Origin of the sequence: Halopiger xanaduensis SH-6, assembly GCF_000217715.1 — an archaeon.
Taxonomy (GTDB): Archaea; Halobacteriota; Halobacteria; order Halobacteriales; family Natrialbaceae; genus Halopiger; species Halopiger xanaduensis.
Genome location: NC_015666.1, coordinates 1,792,387 through 1,811,641, shown reverse-complemented (window position 1 = coordinate 1,811,641; position 19,255 = coordinate 1,792,387). Strand labels below are relative to the sequence as shown.

The window sequence follows — 19,255 nt, the reverse complement described above, 5'->3', positions numbered from 1 at the left end:
CGAAAACCGTCAGCGGACCGGTCGAACTCGTCAGGGTGCCAGCGAGTGGCTGCAGCTGTCCCGCGACGAGCGCCGGGTGGCCTACTTCAGCATCGCGCCCGCCGGATGGGTCGCACAGACGGACGGCTCGTACCCGGCGTCCGAGAGCCCCGTCCCGAGCGCGAAGACGGTTTCGCCGAGCATGGCCATCGACGCCTGGCCGTCGACGGCCGCCACGTCGCCGATCGTTTCGCTCACGCGCTCGGTCAACAACTCGGCTTCGCGCGCGAACAGCCGCGACGCGTACATGAAGGATAGCAGGGTCGGCTCCTCGACCACCCGCGACAGCGCCTCCGTACCGGCCTCGGTCAACTGCTCGGTATCGCCCGAGAGGACGTCGGCCGTCGACAGTTCCCCGAAGGAGACGTACTCCACTCGAGCGCGCGCGGGAATCGAATCGAGTTTGTTGTCCTGCGGACCGCCCGGCTCGAGTCGGATCGGGACGCCGCCGCGGGCCTGCGCAACTACGTCCCCCAGTCCGGTTCCCGCCTGTACTTCGGCGCCGTGAGCGATCGTCACGAGTTCGTTCATCGAGAGCTTCCGGTCGAAAACGCGGTTCGCCGCGAGCGCGGTCCCCAGCGCCAGCGCCCCGGAGACGCCGAAGCCGGCGCCCAGCGGCAGGTCCGAGGTCGCCTCGACCCGCGCGGGCGCGTCGAGCGTCTCGAGGACGGTGGTTACTGGTTCGACCTCGATTTCCTCACCCTCGAGGACGACCGTCGGCTCCGAACCCGCTGCGGGTTCGACCGTCACCTCGACGCCGTCGGTGAGCGTCAGGCCGGCGCCTCGCGAGCCGGCTTTCGTCGGATCTTCGTCCGGATGGGCGCTGAAGAAACCGGTGATGTGGCCCGGAACGAACGCCGTCGCCTCGTCGCGCATTACCCATGATTTCGGTCCGAGCGGTATAACGTTGAAGATTTTTCGCGTCCGCCGTTCGAGGCGCGGACTCGAGGCCCACCGGGTGACTGTTCCGCTCCCTGAACGTCATCAGTGAGTGAATATCACGGTTCCCTATTTGTGTTCGTTCGGTGAATGCGGAATGTGACCCGAAAGCCCGATTCCACGTCGACATCGACCTCGCTGGAGAGCGATGCCGCCCGATCCGCGGCGAGTACCGATCGACTCGAGCGCCGCGGTGCCGTCGACGCGAGCGACGGCGACGCGTCGGCGACCGCCGGTGAGGAAGCCGCCGACGGGCCGCTCGAACTCGCTGCGGCTGCGGATCAGTGTCGGACCTGCGGCGCGACGATCGGTCCGCGCGAGCGCCGACTCAGTTGGGTCGTCGAGACGGCGACGGCGACGCTCGAGGCCCACTACTGTAGCGAGACGTGTCTCCCGGACGAGCCGCCGACGGGATCGCAGTCGTCGGCAGCGGAAACGGACGCACAGCAAGCGCCCCGCGACTGGTCGTACTGTCGCTGAATTCCGATCGCCGGTTCTCGCTCTCGAGTTGTCGCCGTCTCGCCGTCTACGCCGCCTCGGTTTCGTTGCCGACTCCGGCCTCACCTTCGCTCCCGTGCTGAATCGTCAACACTGGCACCGGTGCGTTCCGGACGACCCGCTCAGCCGTGCTCCCGAGTAAAACCCGGCTCAGCCCGCTCTTGCCGTGGGTCCCCATCACGATGAGATCGATCGGCGCGCCGTCGGCGTACTCGACGATCCGCTCGTTCGGCGTCCCCTCGAGCACGTGCTGTTCGGCCTTTAGACCGGCCTCTTGGGCCGCCTCGAGGACGGGCTGGGTCACCTCGCTGCACTGGGCGCGTAGCTCGGCCGGTTCGTCGCCGAGATCGCCCATATCGGCGGGGTCGACGACGTACAGCGGGTGGAGCGTCGCGTCGTTCTGGCGAGCGATGTGGAGGGCGTGGTCGATCGCCGACTCGGCGCCGGGACTGCCGTCGGTCGGAACGAGAATCTCGTCGTACATCTGGCGAGCGTAAGGAGGGTCCCGCCGTAGGGGTTGGGCCGTCACACGAAACGTGTGATACGTCCGAACGTGCGGGCCGGATCGGCCGCTCACTCCGTCGCTTCCGGCGCGGGCATCTCCCGGCGGAGATCGGCCATCACCGGCGCGGCGGTGACGCCGTGGACGACGATCGAGACGAGGACGGCGAAGCCGACGATCGACCAGACGATGCCCGAGCTGTCGAATTCCGCGTTGTTCACGCCGTAGGCGAGGTAGTAGAACGAGCCGATCCCTCGAATGCCGAAGAAGGCGATGGCGTTTCGCTCCGGCGGATACCCGACGAGTCCGAGCAGGCCCGCGAGCGGACGTACGAGCAGAACCAATGCGAGCCCGAGGAGCGCGGCCCGCCACGTGAGCGGCGCGAACAGCCCCGTCGCGATCGCGCCGCCGAACAGTACGAGCAACGCGGCGACGACGAGGCGCTCGACGACCTCGGCGAAGTCGTGGAGTTCCTGGTGGTACTCGTGATCGCGCTCGAAGCCGCGGATGGCGACCGCGGCGACGAAGACGGCGATAAACCCGTAGCCGCCCGCCAGTTCGGTCAGGCCGTAGGCGATCAGCGTCGCCGCGAGCGCCTCGGCGCCGCCCATCGCCTTCGCGAGCTGGGTGCTCGCGGGGTACTGGAAGACGAACTTCGCGAGGGCGTAGCCGAACACCCACCCGACCGCGACTCCGACGACGATCTTGTAGACGACGTCCACCGCGAGCCACTCGAGGAGCCAGTTATCGGGCGCGACGCCGGCCGTCGCCATCGCGATCGCGAGGTACGTGAACGGGAACGCGAGGCCGTCGTTGAGCCCGGCTTCGGAGGTGAGCGCGAACCGAACCTCGTCGCTCTCGCCCTTCTGGGGCGGATCGACCTGGACGTCGGCGGCCAGCACCGGGTCCGTCGGCGCGATGACCGCGCCGAGCAACACCGCCGTCGGAATCGACAGCCCGACGGCCCACCAGCCAAGCACCGCCGCGGCGGCGATCGTCAGCGGCATCGTGATCCCGAGGAGTCGCCACGCCGTCTTCCAGCGCTTGAACCCCGGCGGCCGGTCGATCTTCAACCCCGCCCCCATCAGCGCGACGATGACGCCGATCTCGGTCAGGTGCTCCGCGATAGTCCCGTGTGCGAGCGGATCTGGCGCGGGCAACTCGAGCGGGAGCGAGAAGACGACGATGCCGAACGCGACGTAGACGATGGGAAACGAGACCGGGCGATTGTCGAGCAGCCGCGGGAGCGCGACCGTCCCTAAGACGGCGACGCCGACGATCACCAGCGCGGTCTCGTAGAGGGACACGGACGCGTCTGCGACGACTCGCGGAAAGTATCCTCGGGTTGCAATACAAACAGCACTCGAATCCGGGCTCCTCGACTGGTGACCGTCCTCGAGGGCGGCGTCAAAAAACGATTTCAGTGGTCCCGATTCGCGGCTACGTTGCTATCAGTTACGGAGACAGCCGCTGTCAGTCCGGCGAGACTCCCTTCGGTCGTCTCGCTGGCTCTCAGCGTCTTCGTTTACGGACTCAGACGCTGACGATCTCGCGGGAACAGCGAGAGACTCGCTCCGCTCGTCTCTCTGGCTCCCGGTCGACGGTTGCGTCGTCGCCTTACGGCGACAGACGCTGACGGTCTCGCGGGAACAGCACAGCCTCTCGGATGTTATCGAGATTGAGCAGCGTCATCAGCAGGCGCTCGCCGCCGAGGCCGAAGCCGGCGTGAGGCGGCATGCCGTACTTGAACATCTTCGTGTAGTACTCGAACTGGTCGGGGTCCAGCCCCTGCTGCTCGAAGCCCTCGATGAGCTTCTCGTGGCGGTGCTCGCGCTGGCCGCCCGAGACCAGTTCCATGCGCGGGTGCATGAGGTCGAAGCCGGTCGAGAGTTCGGGGTCGTCGTCGTGGTCCTTGATGTAGAACGGCTTGATCTCGCTGGGCCAGTCCGTGATGAAGTAGTGGCCGCCGACGTCCTGCCCGAGCGCCTCCTCGGCCGGCGTCGAGAGGTCGTCGCCCCAGACGAGCTGCTCGTCGAGTTCGCCCGTCGCGTTGATGCGCTCGATGGCCTCCTCGTAGCTGATGCGCGGGAAGTCGCCCTCGGGCACCTCGAACTCGTCGGCGATGCCGAGCGCCTCGAGTTCGTCGCCGAAGTTCTCCTGAACCGCTTCGTAGGCGGACTTGACGATGCCCTCGGCGACGTCCATGGCGTCCTCGTGGTCGCAGAACGCCCCCTCGAAGTCGATCGAGGTCGCCTCGTTCAAGTGTCGCGGCGTGTTGTGCTCCTCGGCGCGGAAGATCGGGCCGATCTCGAAGACGCGCTCGACGTTGGAGCCGGCGATCAGCTGCTTGAACAGCTGGGGCGACTGGTTCATGAACGCTTCCTCGCCGAAGTAGGTGATCGGGAACAGTTCCGTGCCGCCCTCGGTCCCGGTGGCGACGATCTTCGGCGTGTTGATCTCCGTACAGTCGAACTCGCGGAACTGGTCGCGAACCGCGTTCAGCACGCCCGAACGGATCTCGAAGATCGACTGGACGTCGTCCTTGCGCAGGTCGAGGGTGCGGTTATCGAGTCGGGTCGAGAGGTCGGCGTCGACCTTCCCGGAGGGGTCGAGCGGCAGTTCGGGGTCGGCCGGCGCGACGACCTCGAGCGACTCGGGCGTGACCTCGACGCCCGTCGGCGCGCGCGGCTCCTCCTCGACGCCGCCGGAGACCTTGATGACGCTCTCGCGGGAGACGTCGAGTCCGGTCTCGACGAGGTCGTCGTCCATCTCCTCCTTCTCGAACTTGATCTGGATCTTGCCAGTCGTATCGCGGAGAATCAGGAAGGCGATGCCGCCGAGGTCGCGGATCTCGTGGACCCACCCGGCGACGGTGACCTCGTCGCCCGGTTCGGCGTCGGCAGTGTAGGTTCTGTCCTGCATACACACCGATTCACGCAGGCGCAACTTAAGCGCAATCGTTCGGGGCCGCCGTGGCGAGCGGACGCAGGGCGATACGGGACGGCACGAATCGGACGGAGAACAACGGGATCAACGAGATCAGTACGTCCGGACGTCCGCCTCCGTCGGCTCGAAGACCGACGGCTTCCGCGTAAGAACGGGCTCGTCGGCTTCGATTGCCGTTCCGGCGATCATCGCGTCGACCGCGTCGATCGGGATATCCTCGCCGTGCAGGCGCTTGTGCTCGTCGACCGCCGTCCGGCCAGTCGGGAAGTCGTACGGCAGCACCTCGAGTCGCTCGACGATCGCGTCGAACTCGGTTTGTTTCGATTCGGGCAGTCCCTCTCGAATCTGGGCCACCGTCAGCTCCGAGACCGCGGCGTCGCGCCAGTCGATATCCTCGAGCGCCGCGACGGCGTCCTCATTGCCCGCCATGAGGTCGACGACGACGGTCTCGTCAAGCAGCACCATCGTCGCCCTCCAGAAACTGTTCCCTGTCGAGTTCGCCGTTCGAGTTGCGAAAGCGCTCGGCCTCGTCCAGTTGCCCGTTCATCTCCGCGCGAAACGCCGACAGCTGTGCGCGAACCGCCTCGAGTTCGTCCGCGTCGACGAACTCGACGAGGTCGTGAAGTGGATTCTCGTCGTCGGCTGACTCCGTGTTGGTCCCCATCTGTGCCCGTGGTACGAATGCCCCGGTTATAAAGGTTGGACGGCGGTCGGCGAATGGACGACCTCGAGGCGGCCGCGACTACCGCTCGCGGACCGTCATCGGAATCTCGTGTTTCGGCCGCGCGGTGATCGTCGCCCGCAGGTCGAGGTCCGTGCCGGGCTCGAGCTCGAGGTGGTAGTCCCGGTAGACCGTCGCGAGGATGAGCCGCGCCTCGAGCATCGCGAACCGGTCGCCGATACACCGTCGCGGCCCGGCCGCGAACGGGAAGTACGCGAGCTTCGGCAGGTCCGATTCCATCTCGTCGGTCCAGCGCTCGGGATGGAAGGCGAGCGGGTCGTCGTACCACCGCGGGTCGCGGTGGACGACCCACTGGTGCATCCGCACCGACGCGCCGGCGGGAATCTCGTACCCGCCGATGACGTCGGGTTTGACCGCCTCGCGGATGATCCCCGGCACCGGCGGGTAGAGTCGCATCGATTCCTTGACGACCTTCTCGGTGTAGGTCAGTTCCGACAGGTCGTCCATCGTCGGCGCGTCGTCACCGAGGACGTCCTCGAGTTCGGCGACGAGGGTCTCCTCGACGCTCGGATTCTTCGCCAGCACGTAGAAGGTGAGCGTCAGCGACAGCGCCGTCGTCTCGTGGCCGGCCAGCAGGAGCGTCACGACCTCGTCGCGGATCTGCTCGGTCGACATCGCCTCGCCCTCCTCGTCGGTCACCTCGAGCAGCTTCGAGATGACGTCGCGGTCGGTGGGGTTCGCGCGTCGCTGTTCGATCAGCTGATAGACGACTTCGTCGAGGTTCTCACGGGCGCGCTCGATGCGTCGCCGCGCCGGCGTCGGCACCTGCGGCGGGAGCACGAAGTTCGCGAGACTCTCGGTGGCCTCCATGAACTCCTCGAGCGCCGAGCCGACGGTGTCGACGTGCTCGTCGATGTCCGTCCCGAACAGCGCCCGGGCGACGATCTTCAGCGTGACCTCCATCATGTCCTCGTGGACGTGCCGGGTCTGGCCGTCCTCCCAGTCGGCGAGGGCGTCTTCGGCGAAATCGGTCATCATCGTCGCGTACTCCCGGATTCGGTCGGGGTGAAACGCCGGCTGGATCAGGTGGCGGTTGCGCCGCCAGACGGCGCCCTCGCTGTTCAGGATGCCGTTGCCCGTGAGCGGCCCGAGGGTCTGCTGGAATCGGTCCCCCTTGACGTAGTTCTGGTTGTTCTGGACGAGCACCTGCTCGATGTACTCGGGATGGTTCAGTTGGAAGACTGGGCCGCCGGGGTCCTCCCAGTAGGCGATGTCGCCGTACTCGCGTGCTGTCCGGGTCATGAACCCGTACGGATCGCGGAGAAAGGCCAGCTGGTTGCCGACGATCGGTAACCCGTCGGGACCGTCCGGACGCTCGTCAGTGATCGCGGGGACGTCGCTACTCATCACCGAATAAAACGAACCCCGAATCCGTTCGTCTATACCCGACTATGCTAGGTGTATTTAAGTAGTTGGTCGATAGGGCCGGTATGAGACTCCGCGATCGATCCGCGCGAAGAGCGACGCGAAATCGATTCGAGCGCTCCGGACGCGAGTCGACTATTCGCAGGCTGGGAGGGCGACGATGAGGTACGCCACCGTCGTCCTAACGTGGGCCGACGGCCGGCTCAACGCGATCGACGACGCCTTCGCCCGCAGCGACGCGGTTTCGATCGAGGCGATCCGCCACCTGAACCCGGTCGGCGACGATCGGTACGTCGAACTCCTCGAGCTCCGGGGCGACCTCGAGCGCGCGCGAGAACTGCTCGACGACTCGCCGGACGCCCTCGAGTACGACGTCACCGGCGACCGCGGCCGCGGCGTCGCCTACGTGCAGTGTCGAACCGTCGGCCCGGTCGACGCGCTGCTCGCCATCCTCGACGAGCACGAACTCGTCCTCGACTGGCCGATGACGTACGTCGACGCGGGCGACGCCGGCACCGACCGCGGCCTCGAGGTGACGGCGGTCGGCACCAGCCGCTCGATCCAGCGCGCGGCCGCGGCCCTCCCCGAGGGGATCGACCTCGACCTGCGCCGGATGGGCGAGTACGAGCCCGACGCCGGCGGGTTCGCGCCGACGCTGACCGACCGCCAGCGGGAGCTGTTCGAACTCGCGCTCGAGGATGGCTACTACGAGATTCCCCGCGAGACGACCCACCGCGAACTCGCCGCGAAACTCGATCTCGCGGCCGGAACGGTCGGCGAGCACCTCCAGCGGATCGAAGCGAAGTTAGCCGCGTCGTACGCGTCCGCGCCGTCGATGCGGTAGCGGCCGGCGCGTGCGGCGGCGCCGACGCGAGACGACGACCTGACCGCTTTAGTCCGCTGCGACCGACGATCCGATATGGTCGCAACGGACGACCGCGACGACCTCGAGTACCTCGCCGACGAGATCCGACGCGCCGAGACGACCGTCGCGCTGACCGGCGCCGGTATCTCCGCGCCGTCGGGCGTCCCCACCTTCCGCGGCGACGACGGCGTCTGGGAGCACTTCGATGAGGGGCAGTTCACCTACGGCCGGTTCCGGCGCGATCCCGCGGGCTTCTGGGACGACCGCGTCGACCTCCAGCGGGCGATGTTCGACGAGGAGTACGAGCCGAACGCCGCCCACGAGGCGCTGGCCGCGCTGGGACGAGACGGCCACCTCGAGGCGATTCTCACGCAGAACACGGACAGCCTTCACGGGAAGGCCGCCGACGCCGTCGGTGCCGGTCCGGATGGTTCGGAAGCCGACGCCGACGATACGGCTGCCGACGGCGACGTAGCTTCCGACGAGCCCACCCTGCTCGAGCTCCACGGCAATGCCCGTCGCGTCCGCTGTACCGACTGCGGCGCGCGGACCGACGCCGGTCCGATCTTCGACCGCGCCGCGGACGGCGAACTCCCGCCGACCGCGGCGGGATCTACAAGCCGGACGTCGTCCTCTTCGGCGAGCAGCTACCGGGCGCCGTCATGCAGCGCGCGCGGTCGCTGGCCCGCGAGAGCGACGTCTTCCTCGCGATCGGCTCCTCGCTGGTCGTCGAACCCGCCGCGTCGCTCCCGAAGATTGCAGCATCGGCAGGCGCGACCGTCGGCGTCGTCAACCTCGAATCGACGCCGGTCGACGACGCTGCCGATATCGTCTGTCGGGACGACGTCACCGAGGCCCTACCGCAGCTGCGAAATCTCGTCGAGAAGAACAGTTGACTCCAGAAATCGGGACAGGGTTGGAACGTAGCGAACGGAACCCGGCGAGCTACGCGCCCGAGCCGGTCTCCGTTTCCGTCCCTGCCATACTGGTGCTCATATCCAGATCCGTGTCCGCGCCCAGCAAGTCCCGAATCAGCAACTCCTCGCAGATCGACGGGGGCATCGGCCGGCCGACGGACTCGCTCGAGTCGATCGAGTGGCCCGTTTCGACGAAGTGCTCGAGGGCGAGCCGCGATCGATCCTGTTCGGTTGCACCGTCCGTTTCGTCGACGAACCAGTCGCAGGTGTGGCAGAATTTCATTGGGAGTCGGTCTCCGGATCAGTGCCGGACTGCTCGACCGTTATCTCGCCGTCGTCGTGGACAGTTACCCATTTTTCGTTGTAGGCGAACGTGATGCGGCCGTGTCGGAGTCCACCGCGCCGTGTCGGTTCGAAGAGGGCGTCCAACGCAGCCGTATCGAGGCTGTGGTACAGCGGCGGCGACAGCTCCGTCGGATCGACGCCGTCGCGGGCCGCGAGTTCGCGAGCGACCCTGACCGACGGCGGTTCGTCGTCGGCGGACTGGGAGGACTGTGTTGCCATCACCAGTGACAGGAGCGGCCCCACTATAAGAATGACGAACAGTATCGGCGGCGGATACCAGCGGCTGCGATCGGTTCCGGCTGCTCCCGAACGCGGTCGATTTCGAGCGGTTAGTCGGTGACGACGTACTCCTCGACCAGCCGCGCCTGCCCCCGGCGAAGCCGTTCGCTGACGGCCTGCTCCGATATTTCGAGCGTCTCGGCGATCGTCGTCAGTCCCGTCTCGCGCGGGACGTCGAAAAAGCCGTGCTCGAGCGCGAGCGCAAGGGCCTCTCGCTGGGAGTCGGTGACGACCGCGTCGTCGGACTGTGCGCTCGGGCCGTCCGCGAGACGGTGGAGTTCGAACTCGACGTCGTGAGCCGCGAGAAACTCGTGGTAGTCCGTGAAGGCCTCCCGGTCGGGAAACCGCATGTCGATCTCCCACCGACCGTTCGTGGCTCGCCCGCCGAGCAGTTCGCCGCCGACCGATACCCAGCGACGGTACGCACCGACGACGTCGGGGGCGGATTCGGGTCCTGATCCGAGGTCGGACCCGCCCCCCGACTCACTCCGCGTCACGCGAAAGCGCGCGCGATCGTTCGACCGATCCAGTCGCTCGAACTCCGCCACCGTTCCGTCGGCCGCGAGCGCTCGCTCGAGGCGCTCGTGATCGTCGCACCGCATCCGGCAGAAGGCGACCGGCTGCGCCGGATCGAGCGCGTACTGGCGTTCGAGGGTCACGTCGAGCGACGGCATCGCCTCGAGCGTCGGCCCGAGCAGGAGCTTCGGCGACGCCGCTTCGAACGCCACGCGGACACTCATTACCACTGATACGTCTTCGGGGTGCAAAACCGTTTAGGCCAACACCGCGGTTCGCGGCCACAAACGGCTAATACGGGAAGCAGTACGGGATTCTCGTTTCGAATATCGACGGTGAAATGAAACCAGCGCGCGCGTCGCCTCGAGATCAGGCGTCCGACGCGGCGTCGACCGTCTCGCGCACCGCGTCGATACCCTCCTCGTGCGCGAGGTCGCCGACCACGATGACGTCGGCGTACTGCGCCATCGAGTAGGCGGAGTCGTAGTCGTGGATGCCGCCGCCGTAGAACAGCGTCGACTCGTCGGTCGCCTCGCTCGCGGCTTCGACGATCTCCTCGTCGCCGAGCGTGCCGGAGTACTCGAGGTAGACGATCTCCTGGCCGAACATGCGCTCGGCGACGGTCGCGTAGGCGGCGACCTCGTCGGCCTCCAAGTCGCAGTCGGCTTCGGTGTAGGTCGCCACGTCGGCCTCGGGGTTCATCACGATGTAGGCCTCCGTCGAGGTTCGCTCCCAGTCGAGGTCCCGGTCGAGGCGGACCCACTCCTTGTGCGCGCCGGTGATCCAGAACGGCGAGCCGGCGTTGAAGACGGTCGGAATGAGGTAGCCGTCCAGCGCGTCGTCCTCGATGACGACGTCCGGACTCGAGGGTTCCTGGTAGAGGGGGACGTCGTGTTCGGCGCAGGCCGCGATGACGTCGGCCATGTTCTCCTCGGTGATCCCCATGGTGCCGCCGACCTCGATGGCGTCGGTCCCGGTCGCACAGAGGTCGCCGTAGGTGACGCCGTCGGGGAGGTCCTTGTCCGGATCGATCTTCAGAATGTGGTCCCAGTCGGCCCAGGGAGCAGTCATACCGCCCCGTTTCCCGACAACTGGCAAAAACGCTACGAAACGGGCGTCGCTGCCGACTCGAGTCCGTCCCTCGAGTGGCCGAAATCGAACGTGAGGGCCTTAGATACCCTGTCCCATCAGGTGGCTCCGCAGCACGTCGGCCTCCTTGTTGCCCGAGCCCGTGTTGAGGATGACGATCGTCTCGTCGCCGTCGAACTCGCCGCGCTCGGCCAGTTCCCACGCGCCGCTCGCGGCTGCGGCGGAGCTGGGCACCATCTCGAGGCCCGCGTGTTGGGCAACTTGGACGCCGGCCTCGAGGATGTCCGGATCGTCCGTCGCGACCGCGCCGCCGTCGGTCGCGCGGATCGCCTCGAGGATCCACGGGCTCGCGCCCGGATCGGGGATCTCGAGGCCGCCGCAGATGGTATCGGGGTTCTCGACGGGTTCGTGTTCGTCCCATCCTTCCTCGTAGGCTTCGACGATCGGGGCACAGCCCGACGCCTGCGCGGCGTACAGCGCCGGCAAGTCGTCGATCAGGCCGAGTTCCCGGAACTCGGTCGCGGCCTTGTACATTCCGATCAGGCCGACCCCGCCGCCGGTCGGATAACAGATCGCGTCCGGCGTTTCCCAGTCGAGTTGCTCGACGATCTCGTAGAGCATCGTCTTCTTCCCCTCGTGGCGGTAGGGTGTAGTGAACGTCTGGAGCGGGTACCAGTCGTCGTGCTCCTCGCGGGCCTCCTCGTAGGCCGCGCCGGCGTCGCCGATCCGGCCCCCGACGACGTTCATGTCGCCGCCGTGGACGTTGACCATCGCCTTGTTCGTGAAGCCGGAACGCGAGGGCAGAAAGACGTGCGACTCGAGGCCCGCACGGCCGGCGTAGGCTGCGGCGGCCTGACCCGCGTTTCCGGCGGAGGCAAGGACGACGTCGCTCGCGCCGTGCTGGGTCGCGGCCGTCACGGCGACGGTCTGGCCGCGGTCCTTGAACGTTCCCGTCGGATTCCGGCCCTCGTCCTTGACGAGGACGCGTTCGACGCCCAGTTCGTCGGCCAGATTGGGGCAGTCGACCAGCGCCGTCGCGCCCTCGTCCATCGTGACCGCCGACTCGCGGGCGAACGGCAACAGTTCCTCGTAGCGCCACATCGAGTCGAACGGCCGAGACTCGAGGGTCTCGCGGTCGAGATCGATCGCGTCGTAGTCGTAGGTCGGATCGAGCACCCCGCCGCAGTCCGGACACTCGTGGGTCGCCTCGGCGGCGTCGAAGGTCGCGCCGCAGTCGACGCACTCGAGGCCGTCGAAGGCGTCCGTCGTCGTCAGGTCCATACTCGAGTGTTCGGGGCCCGGGACTAATGGCTGTCCATCGCTGCGCGTACGGGTGCGGGACCGGATTCGAGTACCGAAAAACGGGTAGGAATATGTTCGGATTGCACCGTTCGCGTCGCCGATACGATTATATCGCCGGCCGTTCCGTCGACATCTCGTCGTCGTCGTTCCCCATCTCCTCGAGGGGAACGGGGTGAAGATCGAACCAGGCGCGGCCGATCGCGTGGGAGGCCGCGACCAGCGCGTAGAACGCGACGATCGCACCGAGCACGACGCCGACGAACGGGATCGCGTTGAGTGCGCCGGTCACGATCGAGCCGGCGACGACGATGCCGAGCGCGAGCAGCCACGCGACGGCGTAGGTGCCGCTCGCGAGGATCGGGCGGATGTCCCCGACGTCGAACCCCGCCGCGAGCCGGCCTTCAACGGCGAAGTTCGTGATCGCCGCCGGCACGGCGTAGGCGACGACGAGGACGGTCGCGAACGTGACCAGCCCGGTGACGGCCGCGGCGGCCGCGCCGATCGAGTCGACGGAACCGCCGGCGACGAGCGTCGCGATGCCGGCCAGCACGCCGCCGACGACGATCGGGACGAGCGAGTAGGCCAGGAGGATGACCGACGCCTTCGCGCCGTCGATCAGCATCTCGCCCCAGTCCTCGAACCGGGGCACCTCGTCGTCGCCGTGGGTCGTTCGCTCGAGGACGCGGACGACGTATCCCCAAACGAGGAACAGGGAGACGAGGAGGAAGCCGAACAGGAGCATGAGCCCGCCGATAATGCTCGTCTTCCACAGCTCGTCGCTGCGCGTCAAGTAGGCTAGTGAGTCAGTTAGCATGGGTGTTACCTCGACCGTCTGCAGTCGCTCGCGGCCTGAGTAATATATTATACGACCGACAACTATATAAACATTCCATAGGCCATATTTTTGGCCTTTCGAAGCGCATGACCGCCGATATAGGAACAGCCATGAAGATATTGTGACAGAATAGTGACTGGAGAACACTGCGGAAACCGGTGTTCCGTCGTTCGATCAGCGATCCGACGGATCCCGGGTCGCCGCGGCGCTCGAGAGAGAAGCGACGCTACGCGAAAACAACGAGGCGCACGAAAGCAGAGCAGTGCTCAGCGAGTCGCAGAGGAAGACAGCTTAGTTGTCGCCGGCCTTCGACTGCCACTCGTAGTCGCGGCGCTTGGCGGACTTGCCGAAGCCGCACGACGAGCATTCCTTCTTCTTCACGTGGTAGGACTTCTCTCCGCAGCGACGACACTTGACGTGGGTCGTCTTGTTCTTCTTTCCTTGGCTCGGGGTTCCTGCACCAGTCATGGAGTGATCGAAACGACGTTATCGCCGCGTATAATGGTTGTGTCTTCGACCGGCTCCTCCTCTTCTACGGTTCCCCCGACGGGAATCGTCGCATCCTCTAACACGAGATTCATGTGCTGGTCGTAGCCCGTGAGTTCGCCGACGTACTCGTCACCGCTCTTGAGTCGAACCGTGACGCGTTCGCCGAGCGACGCCTCGAGGATGTCCAGCGGTCGTCCACTCATACGAAAGAGGGCAGGTGACGGACACTTAATCGTACCGGTCCCGTCTCCGCGTCGCGCGGATCAATGGCTGCCTACGCCGGCGCCCCTGATGCGAACCAACCAAACGGCTAAGTGGACACTCGTTGACCACCCGAACATGGGAGACAAGAAATTCACTCTCGTCGAGTTGCATCTGGACGGTAATCCGCAGTTCGGGCCGCGGACGATCACCGACGCGCTGCCGTTCGGCGCGACCGGCGCGGACGAGGAGGTCGACCTCGAGACTGACGTCGAGTCCGACGAGGACGAGGAAGCCGCCGCAGCGGACGAGGAGTCGGGCGGACCGAGCGCCGTCGGCGCGCTGGTCGCGCTGGCCCTTCTGGTCGCCGCCGGCGTCGCGGTCAAGCGCTACCGCGGCGGCGACGATGAGGAGTTCGAAGAGGAAGAACAGCCCGACGTGATCGTCAACTAACCGGATCGACAGAACGCTTTTGCGTCCGCTCGACGTACCCGTATTCGTGAATCTCTATCGCAGCGCCCGGGCCGTTGCCGGGGCGTCCGGCGACGATGCGATCGACTGGCGATCGGCCGCCGAGGCCGCCAAGGCCGCCACCGATCCCGGCTCGATCGACCTCGAGCCCGGCGAGGCCGAGGCCTACGCGAGCGACGTTCGCGACGCCCGCGCCGGCGTCCGGTCGGTGTCGGGACTCGAGTTCGACGTCCCCGAGACCGTCGAGATCCAGAACCGCCACCACTGGATCGACGCCAACGTCGCGACCTTCGAACGCGTCATGAGCACGCTCGAGAACCACGCTAACACCAGCACGTTCCCCGGCATCGCCCGAACGATCAACACCGGGACGATGACCGTCATGCTCTCCTTCCTCGGGCGGAACGTCCTCGGCCAGTACGATCCGCTCCTGCTCGCGGACACCCCCGACGACGAGCACGCGCTGTACTTCGTCCGGCCGAACATCCTCAACGCGGCCGAGGCCCTCGAGGTCGACGCCGACCGGTTCCGCCGCTGGATCGCCTTCCACGAGGTGACCCACGCCGCGGAGTTCGGCGCCGCCCCGTGGCTCTCCGACCACCTCGAGCAGCGCATGGAGGAGGGCATCGCGACGCTCTCGCAAGGTTCGTTCGACCGCGAGGCGTTCCGCGACCTCGACGCGGCGATGACCGTCGTCGAGGGGTACGCCGAACTGCTGATGGACCACGCCTTCGACGACGAGTACGAGGACCTGCGCCGCAAGTTAGACGAGCGCCGGCAGGGTCGCGGCCCGCTGCAGCAGCTGTTCCGCCGACTGCTCGGGCTCGGCCTCAAGCGCCGCCAGTACGAGCGCGGCAAGAACTTCTTCGAGTACGTCGTCTCGACGCGCGACCTCGAGACGGCCGCCTTAGTCTGGGAGGGGCCGGAGTACCTGCCGAGTCACGACGAACTCGATTCGCCGGAGCTGTGGCTGCGACGCGTCGAACGGTAGCTCACACCGACCCGATTTTCGCGAGTCTCGGTTCGCAATAGTAACGCCTAGCGAACGATCCAGTACAGATACCACAACAGCGCGCCGCCAGCCGCCAGGCTGGCGACCGTCACCGCACCGACCGCGGCGAGCGACGCGCCCCCCTGAAGCGCCATCGTCGCTCCGGAAACACCGACTAACAGCACGAACCCGATACCGAGTCGTCGGCGTCCAGCGATGTCGGCGCTTCGCTCCGCCTGCTCGCGGGTTCCCCGTCGCCCGGACCGATCCCGTCGCCGCGGACGACGACTCGAGTCGCGCACGCGGTTCGATTCGTTCGCGCCGCTCGAGGCGCGGTCGCGTTGGCGGTCGCGATTCCGATTGTGATCGTGATTTCGGTCCCGGTTCATGGTCAGAGGTCGTGCGGTGCACTGACGTGCATCGAGGCGAACAGCCAGTCGGGTGTGGTATCGGGGCTGGGTTCCGTTGACTCGGCGGCACCACTTCCGGCGCTCGACGCACGTTCTGCCGGCACCAGCGTCCCGCTCCAGCGCGAGTCGAACCGATGTCGGGCGCCGCTTTCCGTATCCGTCCACGCCATCGCCACCTCGTCCGCGAACGTGGCGAACGCCTCGCGTTGCTCGACGACGAGATTCCCGCTCTCGACCGACCACTCGTCGGTCGTCTCGGTCTGCGATCGGAGGGCGTCGGCGACCGCGTCGGAGCCGAACAGCGCCTCGCCGATCCCGAACTTGACCGTCGCGTCGGCCTCGAGGAAGTACGGCTCGAGGGACTCGCCCCGCCGGAGCGCGTCGTAGTAGTCGCGGACGACGTCGTCGGCGCCGGTGCTCATTGGTGGTGTATCCGTCGGAGGCCGCTCCTATAGAATCATCGGACGCAGTCGCAGGCGGCCCGCGTCCGGGCCGCGCTCAGAACTCGCCCCGAATGATGTCGGCGACGCGCTTCCGGTCGAAGAATTGCTCGTCCGCCGGAAGCTCGGGATACGCGCCGTCGACGTACGCGGGCCACTCGCCGAAGGTATCGGGGTAGAGTTGCTTGGCGGTCATCTCCAGCTGGAAGAGGTTGAGAATGGGACCCTGATACCGTGCGCCCTGCGCGTAGATGCGGTCGTTCTGCACCGCCGTGAGTTTCTGTCCGACCGGATCGTTCTCGAGTTCCGTCCGGACGGTCTCCATATCGGTGTCGGGGTGCATCCCGCCAAAGACGATGATCGCGTCGGGATCGGCTTCGATCAGCGTCTCCATGTCGATCTGCGCTCCCGAGGAGACGTCGTCCCCGAACGCGTCGACCGGATCGAGCGGGCGGACGTGTGCGGTGAGGAATCCCGGCGTGTCCACGTTGTACACGTAGGGTTCCGTCGGCGTGGAGAAGCCGCCCATGACGACGGTCGGCCGCTCGGATTCGGGCGGTAGGTCCGCCTCGATGGTCGCGAGGACGTCCTCGCGGATCGACGCCAGGGCGTCGTATCGGTCTTCCGCCTGAAACACCCGTGCGACCTTCTCGAACTGCTCCCAGAGTGTGTAGTACTCGTATTCGCCGGCGTATGCGTCGGGCGGCGAGAGGTGTCTATTGCTGAAGTGATTGCCGAACCAGGGGGAGATATTGTTGCGGATCTCGTCGACGTCGGACTGATTCCACCCGTCGAGCGCGAGGACGCTCGCCGGATCGGCGAGGTGAACGTCGCTGTCGAGTTCGTACAGTTGCTCCGGATCCGGATTCCACGACGAGTAGCGCCCGCTCCAATCGAGCGAAACGTCCGGAAGACGCGGCGTAAACTGGTTCCAGAGGTCGTTGTAGTAGTCCGGCGCGTGCAGCGCGTTCACGTCGTTGCCCCGTCCGAGTGCGAACGCCATCCCCGCGAGGTGGGTCAAACGAGTAAAGATCGTCTCGGGAACCTCGTCGAACTCGACCTCCCCCATCGGCGACATCGACACCGTGTACGACTCGTCCGTAGTCGTGCTGTCGCTCGAGGCCGACTGCGACGACTCCGTCGACCCCGATGTCGTCCCGTTCGAATCGTCCCCCTCGTTGCTCGTACAGCCGGCGAAGAGCCCGGCACCGACGACGGTGCCGCCGTACTTCACGCAGTCTCGTCGCGTCGGCATCCGCGGCTTTCTCTCGTCTCGACTCATGCGAATTAGGCTCGCCTAAAAACATAAAACGATTCCGGAATTTAGGCACGGCTAAAAATCGGTTCGGCGAGTAGCGACGGGAATGCGACGTGGAGCGGTCGACGGATCGGAGAAAACACCGCGCTACTCGAGGGAGGGATCGTCCGGGCCGGTCACATGAAGCCGCGGTCGACCTCGTCGGTCTCGATTAAGTCCTCGAGTTCCGCGTTCAGCAGTTCGTCGGCCTCCTCGAACCGATCCGCGAGGTCCTCGAGTTCCTCGGGCCGATCGTACTGGTCGTACTCCATCGGGCCGAACGCGGGACTTTCGATAGCCTCCATGACGTCGTCGAACAGGTCTTGCGGTCGCGTCGGCGCGTCCGCGTGAGTTTCGAGCACCGTCTCGAGGCGCTTCGAGAGCGTTTCGGCGTGGTCCTCGTCCTCGGGCGGAGACTGGACGGCGAAGCGGCCGCCGGCTTCCTCCTGCTCGGGGAGGAACGAGCCGATCTCGTCGTCCAGGCTGCGCGCGACCTGCGTGCCGACGCCGCGGACCTCGTAGGGGTTCTTGGCGTAGGTCTTCAGGAAGAAGACCCCGGCTCCGGGATGCGCGAGGTACATGTCTTCGCCGACGCCGGTGGCGCGGTCGCCGGCGACTGCGCGCCAGTCGTCCGGGTCGACGTCCCGCTCGGTGACGTCCTCGAGTATGTCCTGCCACTCGCGAATCCGCATGTCTCGTGGTTCGGTTGCGGTCGGAAAGAACGTATCGGTTGCGACGAACGCTGTGTGATCCGACCGGCAGGAATTTTTGATAGTCCGCCACGCGAGAAAATTCGACCCGGATCGAACCAAAAGGAATACGATGGCCGCCCCGACACAACACGTAACCGTCGCTTTCCCCATGTCCGTCCGCGAATCACTCCCCCTCGTTGAACTGTTTCGCGCCACCCCGGCGACGAGCTGCCTGCTGACTCTCGGACCGGCGGCGCTGGCGCTCGGACAGCTTTTGAACAGCTACCTCAACGGCGTCTCGCCGCTCGTGGCGGTCGGCTTTACCGTGGTTATGCTCGGCTTTGCCGTCGTGGCGCTTCGCCACCACGCCGCCGAGTACCGGCTCCGCCGGCTCGAGTCGGACCTTTAGGGCCTTCACGCACCCGTCTCCGGCTCCGTCGCGACCGTTCTCGCCTCGCGGGCTTCGTAGGCGTTGTACCCCGCGAGCCCGGCGACGAGCAGCCCCGTGGCGAGCGTGCTCCAGAACAGGCCGCCGGCCATCTCGAGCAGCGCCGCGGAGATGATCAGCCAGATGCCCAGCACCCCCACCAGCGATGCGACCCCGGCGCTCAGCGGGATGTCGTTGTGGAGGCGGTAGTAGTTGTAGCCGGCGGCGGCGACGACGGCGATGCCGACCAGGACGTTGTTCCACGTGGCGGCTTCCCCGGATTCGAAAACCAGCACCGAGAGAGCCGTCCACGCGCCGAGGACGGCGATGATCGCGCTGATGAGCGGCGTGTTGCGGCGTCGATTCTCGCTGACGATCCGCGTGGACTCGTCGCGAGGATCGCGGTCGTTGGGATTGTCGCCGACGCCGGTGCCGGAGTCGATATCGGCCGACGCGTCCTCCGCGCGGTTTTTCGGGCCGCCCGGGTCGCTCGCACCCGGTTCCGATCCCGTCCGCCGGTCACCGTCGTCGTTCGAGTCGCTCATCTCGAGCGGCGATTGCCCTCGCGATCCCAAAAGCGACGGCGACCGTTTCGACGCGGTCCCGGCCGCAATCGGTGGTAATCGGGGATTACTCGAGCGACCGCAGCGTCCCCGTT

The 19,255-nt window shown here is 66.6% G+C and carries 24 protein-coding genes and 1 pseudogene; 6 read left to right on the top strand and 19 right to left on the bottom strand.

What is annotated here, in order from left to right; genetic code table 11:
- Nucleotides 1-81: 81 nt before the first annotated feature.
- Nucleotides 82-915, bottom strand: coding sequence for a pantoate kinase (locus HALXA_RS08845; RefSeq protein WP_013879996.1), 834 nt, complete (start codon nt 913-915; stop codon nt 82-84).
- A gap of 162 nt (nt 916-1,077) precedes the next feature.
- On the opposite strand from HALXA_RS08845, the gene HALXA_RS08840 reads away from it, so the two are divergent.
- Nucleotides 1,078-1,458 carry a DUF7576 family protein gene (locus HALXA_RS08840; protein ID WP_049895268.1) on the top strand — a complete coding sequence of 127 codons (381 nt, stop codon included), beginning with the start codon at nt 1,078-1,080 and terminating at the stop codon, nt 1,456-1,458.
- A gap of 46 nt (nt 1,459-1,504) precedes the next feature.
- On the opposite strand, the gene HALXA_RS08835 is transcribed toward HALXA_RS08840, so the two are convergent.
- The 6 genes from HALXA_RS08835 to HALXA_RS08810 form a co-directional block, all read right to left on the bottom strand.
- Nucleotides 1,505-1,960 (bottom strand): universal stress protein, encoded by a 456-nt coding sequence (locus HALXA_RS08835; RefSeq protein ID WP_013879994.1) that lies wholly within the window; start codon nt 1,958-1,960, stop codon nt 1,505-1,507.
- 89 nt (nt 1,961-2,049) lie between these two features.
- Nucleotides 2,050-3,285 carry a cation:proton antiporter gene (locus HALXA_RS08830; protein WP_013879993.1) on the bottom strand — a complete coding sequence of 412 codons (1,236 nt, stop codon included), beginning with the start codon at nt 3,283-3,285 and terminating at the stop codon, nt 2,050-2,052.
- Between the two features lie 310 nt (nt 3,286-3,595).
- Nucleotides 3,596-4,900, bottom strand: a complete 1,305-nt coding sequence (gene aspS / locus HALXA_RS08825) for an aspartate--tRNA(Asn) ligase (RefSeq protein WP_013879992.1) — start codon at nt 4,898-4,900, stop codon at nt 3,596-3,598.
- A gap of 117 nt (nt 4,901-5,017) precedes the next feature.
- The gene (locus tag HALXA_RS08820; RefSeq protein ID WP_013879991.1) at nt 5,018-5,389 is read right to left on the bottom strand and encodes a type II toxin-antitoxin system VapC family toxin; all 372 of its coding nucleotides are present in this window, start codon (nt 5,387-5,389) and stop codon (nt 5,018-5,020) included.
- Nucleotides 5,376-5,588, bottom strand: a complete 213-nt coding sequence (locus HALXA_RS08815) for a hypothetical protein (RefSeq protein WP_013879990.1) — start codon at nt 5,586-5,588, stop codon at nt 5,376-5,378. Before HALXA_RS08815 ends, HALXA_RS08820 begins: the two co-directional genes overlap by 14 nt.
- A gap of 78 nt (nt 5,589-5,666) precedes the next feature.
- Nucleotides 5,667-7,013: a cytochrome P450 gene (locus tag HALXA_RS08810; RefSeq protein WP_013879989.1), complete on the bottom strand. Its 1,347-nt coding sequence runs from the start codon at nt 7,011-7,013 to the stop codon at nt 5,667-5,669.
- 178 nt (nt 7,014-7,191) lie between these two features.
- On the opposite strand from HALXA_RS08810, the gene HALXA_RS08805 reads away from it, so the two are divergent.
- Both HALXA_RS08805 and HALXA_RS08800 read left to right on the top strand, forming a co-directional pair.
- Nucleotides 7,192-7,875, top strand: coding sequence for a helix-turn-helix domain-containing protein (locus HALXA_RS08805; RefSeq protein ID WP_013879988.1), 684 nt, complete (start codon nt 7,192-7,194; stop codon nt 7,873-7,875).
- A gap of 75 nt (nt 7,876-7,950) precedes the next feature.
- Nucleotides 7,951-8,792, top strand: a pseudogene (locus tag HALXA_RS08800) (SIR2 family NAD-dependent protein deacylase).
- Between the two features lie 49 nt (nt 8,793-8,841).
- Here the strand turns inward: HALXA_RS08800 and HALXA_RS08795 are convergent.
- From HALXA_RS08795 to HALXA_RS08760, 8 genes are all read right to left on the bottom strand, one after another.
- Complete coding sequence (locus HALXA_RS08795) at nt 8,842-9,096, bottom strand: hypothetical protein (protein ID WP_013879987.1); 255 nt, start codon at nt 9,094-9,096, stop codon at nt 8,842-8,844.
- The gene (locus tag HALXA_RS08790; protein WP_013879986.1) at nt 9,093-9,377 is read right to left on the bottom strand and encodes a HalOD1 output domain-containing protein; all 285 of its coding nucleotides are present in this window, start codon (nt 9,375-9,377) and stop codon (nt 9,093-9,095) included. The genes HALXA_RS08795 and HALXA_RS08790 overlap by 4 nt, the downstream gene beginning before the upstream one ends.
- Nucleotides 9,378-9,487: 110 nt before the next feature.
- On the bottom strand, nt 9,488-10,177 hold the full coding sequence (locus HALXA_RS08785; protein ID WP_013879985.1) for a helix-turn-helix domain-containing protein: 690 nt from the start codon (nt 10,175-10,177) through the stop codon (nt 9,488-9,490).
- Nucleotides 10,178-10,322: 145 nt separating this feature from the next.
- Nucleotides 10,323-11,024: a phosphoglycerol geranylgeranyltransferase gene (locus HALXA_RS08780; protein WP_013879984.1), complete on the bottom strand. Its 702-nt coding sequence runs from the start codon at nt 11,022-11,024 to the stop codon at nt 10,323-10,325.
- 99 nt (nt 11,025-11,123) lie between these two features.
- Nucleotides 11,124-12,317 (bottom strand): threonine synthase, encoded by a 1,194-nt coding sequence (locus HALXA_RS08775; protein WP_049895438.1) that lies wholly within the window; start codon nt 12,315-12,317, stop codon nt 11,124-11,126.
- 133 nt (nt 12,318-12,450) lie between these two features.
- The gene (locus HALXA_RS08770; protein ID WP_013879982.1) at nt 12,451-13,158 is read right to left on the bottom strand and encodes a DUF4013 domain-containing protein; all 708 of its coding nucleotides are present in this window, start codon (nt 13,156-13,158) and stop codon (nt 12,451-12,453) included.
- Nucleotides 13,159-13,470: 312 nt separating this feature from the next.
- The gene (locus HALXA_RS08765; protein ID WP_013879981.1) at nt 13,471-13,647 is read right to left on the bottom strand and encodes a 50S ribosomal protein L37e; all 177 of its coding nucleotides are present in this window, start codon (nt 13,645-13,647) and stop codon (nt 13,471-13,473) included.
- Complete coding sequence (locus HALXA_RS08760) at nt 13,644-13,871, bottom strand: LSM domain-containing protein (protein ID WP_013879980.1); 228 nt, start codon at nt 13,869-13,871, stop codon at nt 13,644-13,646. The genes HALXA_RS08765 and HALXA_RS08760 overlap by 4 nt, the downstream gene beginning before the upstream one ends.
- A gap of 136 nt (nt 13,872-14,007) precedes the next feature.
- On the opposite strand from HALXA_RS08760, the gene HALXA_RS08755 reads away from it, so the two are divergent.
- Both HALXA_RS08755 and HALXA_RS08750 read left to right on the top strand, forming a co-directional pair.
- The gene (locus HALXA_RS08755) at nt 14,008-14,322 is read left to right on the top strand and encodes a hypothetical protein (RefSeq protein ID WP_013879979.1); all 315 of its coding nucleotides are present in this window, start codon (nt 14,008-14,010) and stop codon (nt 14,320-14,322) included.
- Nucleotides 14,323-14,368: 46 nt separating this feature from the next.
- The gene (locus HALXA_RS08750) at nt 14,369-15,331 is read left to right on the top strand and encodes a zinc-dependent metalloprotease (RefSeq protein ID WP_013879978.1); all 963 of its coding nucleotides are present in this window, start codon (nt 14,369-14,371) and stop codon (nt 15,329-15,331) included.
- 391 nt (nt 15,332-15,722) lie between these two features.
- Here HALXA_RS08750 and HALXA_RS08740 read toward each other — a convergent pair whose 3' ends face one another.
- The 3 genes from HALXA_RS08740 to HALXA_RS08730 all read right to left on the bottom strand — a co-directional run bounded on the left by HALXA_RS08740 (nt 15,723) and on the right by HALXA_RS08730 (nt 18,170).
- Nucleotides 15,723-16,163 carry a DUF3225 domain-containing protein gene (locus tag HALXA_RS08740; protein WP_013879976.1) on the bottom strand — a complete coding sequence of 147 codons (441 nt, stop codon included), beginning with the start codon at nt 16,161-16,163 and terminating at the stop codon, nt 15,723-15,725.
- A gap of 76 nt (nt 16,164-16,239) precedes the next feature.
- Nucleotides 16,240-17,463, bottom strand: coding sequence for an ABC transporter substrate-binding protein (locus tag HALXA_RS08735; RefSeq protein ID WP_013879975.1), 1,224 nt, complete (start codon nt 17,461-17,463; stop codon nt 16,240-16,242).
- A gap of 152 nt (nt 17,464-17,615) precedes the next feature.
- Entirely contained in the window at nt 17,616-18,170 is a 555-nt protein-coding gene (locus tag HALXA_RS08730) for a hypothetical protein (protein ID WP_013879974.1), read from the bottom strand.
- Nucleotides 18,171-18,339: 169 nt separating this feature from the next.
- On the opposite strand from HALXA_RS08730, the gene HALXA_RS08725 reads away from it, so the two are divergent.
- Nucleotides 18,340-18,579: a hypothetical protein gene (locus HALXA_RS08725; protein ID WP_049895267.1), complete on the top strand. Its 240-nt coding sequence runs from the start codon at nt 18,340-18,342 to the stop codon at nt 18,577-18,579.
- Nucleotides 18,580-18,584: 5 nt separating this feature from the next.
- Here HALXA_RS08725 and HALXA_RS08720 read toward each other — a convergent pair whose 3' ends face one another.
- Nucleotides 18,585-19,142: an SPW repeat protein gene (locus tag HALXA_RS08720; RefSeq protein WP_013879972.1), complete on the bottom strand. Its 558-nt coding sequence runs from the start codon at nt 19,140-19,142 to the stop codon at nt 18,585-18,587.
- Between the last annotated feature and the right edge of the window lie 113 nt (nt 19,143-19,255).

Excerpts from the sequence above, each read along its gene's own strand:
- HALXA_RS08845 (WP_013879996.1), bottom strand. The coding sequence starts at position 915 with ATGCGCGACGAGGCGACGGCGTTCGTTCCGGGCCACATCACCGGTTTC.
- HALXA_RS08835 (WP_013879994.1), bottom strand. The coding sequence starts at position 1,960 with ATGTACGACGAGATTCTCGTTCCGACCGACGGCAGTCCCGGCGCCGAG.
- aspS (WP_013879992.1), bottom strand. The coding sequence starts at position 4,900 with ATGCAGGACAGAACCTACACTGCCGACGCCGAACCGGGCGACGAGGTC.
- HALXA_RS08820 (WP_013879991.1), bottom strand. The coding sequence starts at position 5,389 with ATGGTGCTGCTTGACGAGACCGTCGTCGTCGACCTCATGGCGGGCAAT.
- HALXA_RS08815 (WP_013879990.1), bottom strand. The coding sequence starts at position 5,588 with ATGGGGACCAACACGGAGTCAGCCGACGACGAGAATCCACTTCACGAC.
- HALXA_RS08810 (WP_013879989.1), bottom strand. The coding sequence starts at position 7,013 with ATGAGTAGCGACGTCCCCGCGATCACTGACGAGCGTCCGGACGGTCCC.
- HALXA_RS08805 (WP_013879988.1), top strand. The coding sequence starts at position 7,192 with ATGAGGTACGCCACCGTCGTCCTAACGTGGGCCGACGGCCGGCTCAAC.
- HALXA_RS08795 (WP_013879987.1), bottom strand. The coding sequence starts at position 9,096 with ATGAAATTCTGCCACACCTGCGACTGGTTCGTCGACGAAACGGACGGT.
- HALXA_RS08790 (WP_013879986.1), bottom strand. The coding sequence starts at position 9,377 with ATGGCAACACAGTCCTCCCAGTCCGCCGACGACGAACCGCCGTCGGTC.
- HALXA_RS08785 (WP_013879985.1), bottom strand. The coding sequence starts at position 10,177 with ATGAGTGTCCGCGTGGCGTTCGAAGCGGCGTCGCCGAAGCTCCTGCTC.
- HALXA_RS08780 (WP_013879984.1), bottom strand. The coding sequence starts at position 11,024 with ATGACTGCTCCCTGGGCCGACTGGGACCACATTCTGAAGATCGATCCG.
- HALXA_RS08770 (WP_013879982.1), bottom strand. The coding sequence starts at position 13,158 with ATGCTAACTGACTCACTAGCCTACTTGACGCGCAGCGACGAGCTGTGG.
- HALXA_RS08765 (WP_013879981.1), bottom strand. The coding sequence starts at position 13,647 with ATGACTGGTGCAGGAACCCCGAGCCAAGGAAAGAAGAACAAGACGACC.
- HALXA_RS08760 (WP_013879980.1), bottom strand. The coding sequence starts at position 13,871 with ATGAGTGGACGACCGCTGGACATCCTCGAGGCGTCGCTCGGCGAACGC.
- HALXA_RS08755 (WP_013879979.1), top strand. The coding sequence starts at position 14,008 with ATGGGAGACAAGAAATTCACTCTCGTCGAGTTGCATCTGGACGGTAAT.
- HALXA_RS08740 (WP_013879976.1), bottom strand. The coding sequence starts at position 16,163 with ATGAGCACCGGCGCCGACGACGTCGTCCGCGACTACTACGACGCGCTC.
- HALXA_RS08735 (WP_013879975.1), bottom strand. The coding sequence starts at position 17,463 with ATGAGTCGAGACGAGAGAAAGCCGCGGATGCCGACGCGACGAGACTGC.
- HALXA_RS08730 (WP_013879974.1), bottom strand. The coding sequence starts at position 18,170 with ATGCGGATTCGCGAGTGGCAGGACATACTCGAGGACGTCACCGAGCGG.
- HALXA_RS08725 (WP_049895267.1), top strand. The coding sequence starts at position 18,340 with ATGTCCGTCCGCGAATCACTCCCCCTCGTTGAACTGTTTCGCGCCACC.
- HALXA_RS08720 (WP_013879972.1), bottom strand. The coding sequence starts at position 19,142 with ATGAGCGACTCGAACGACGACGGTGACCGGCGGACGGGATCGGAACCG.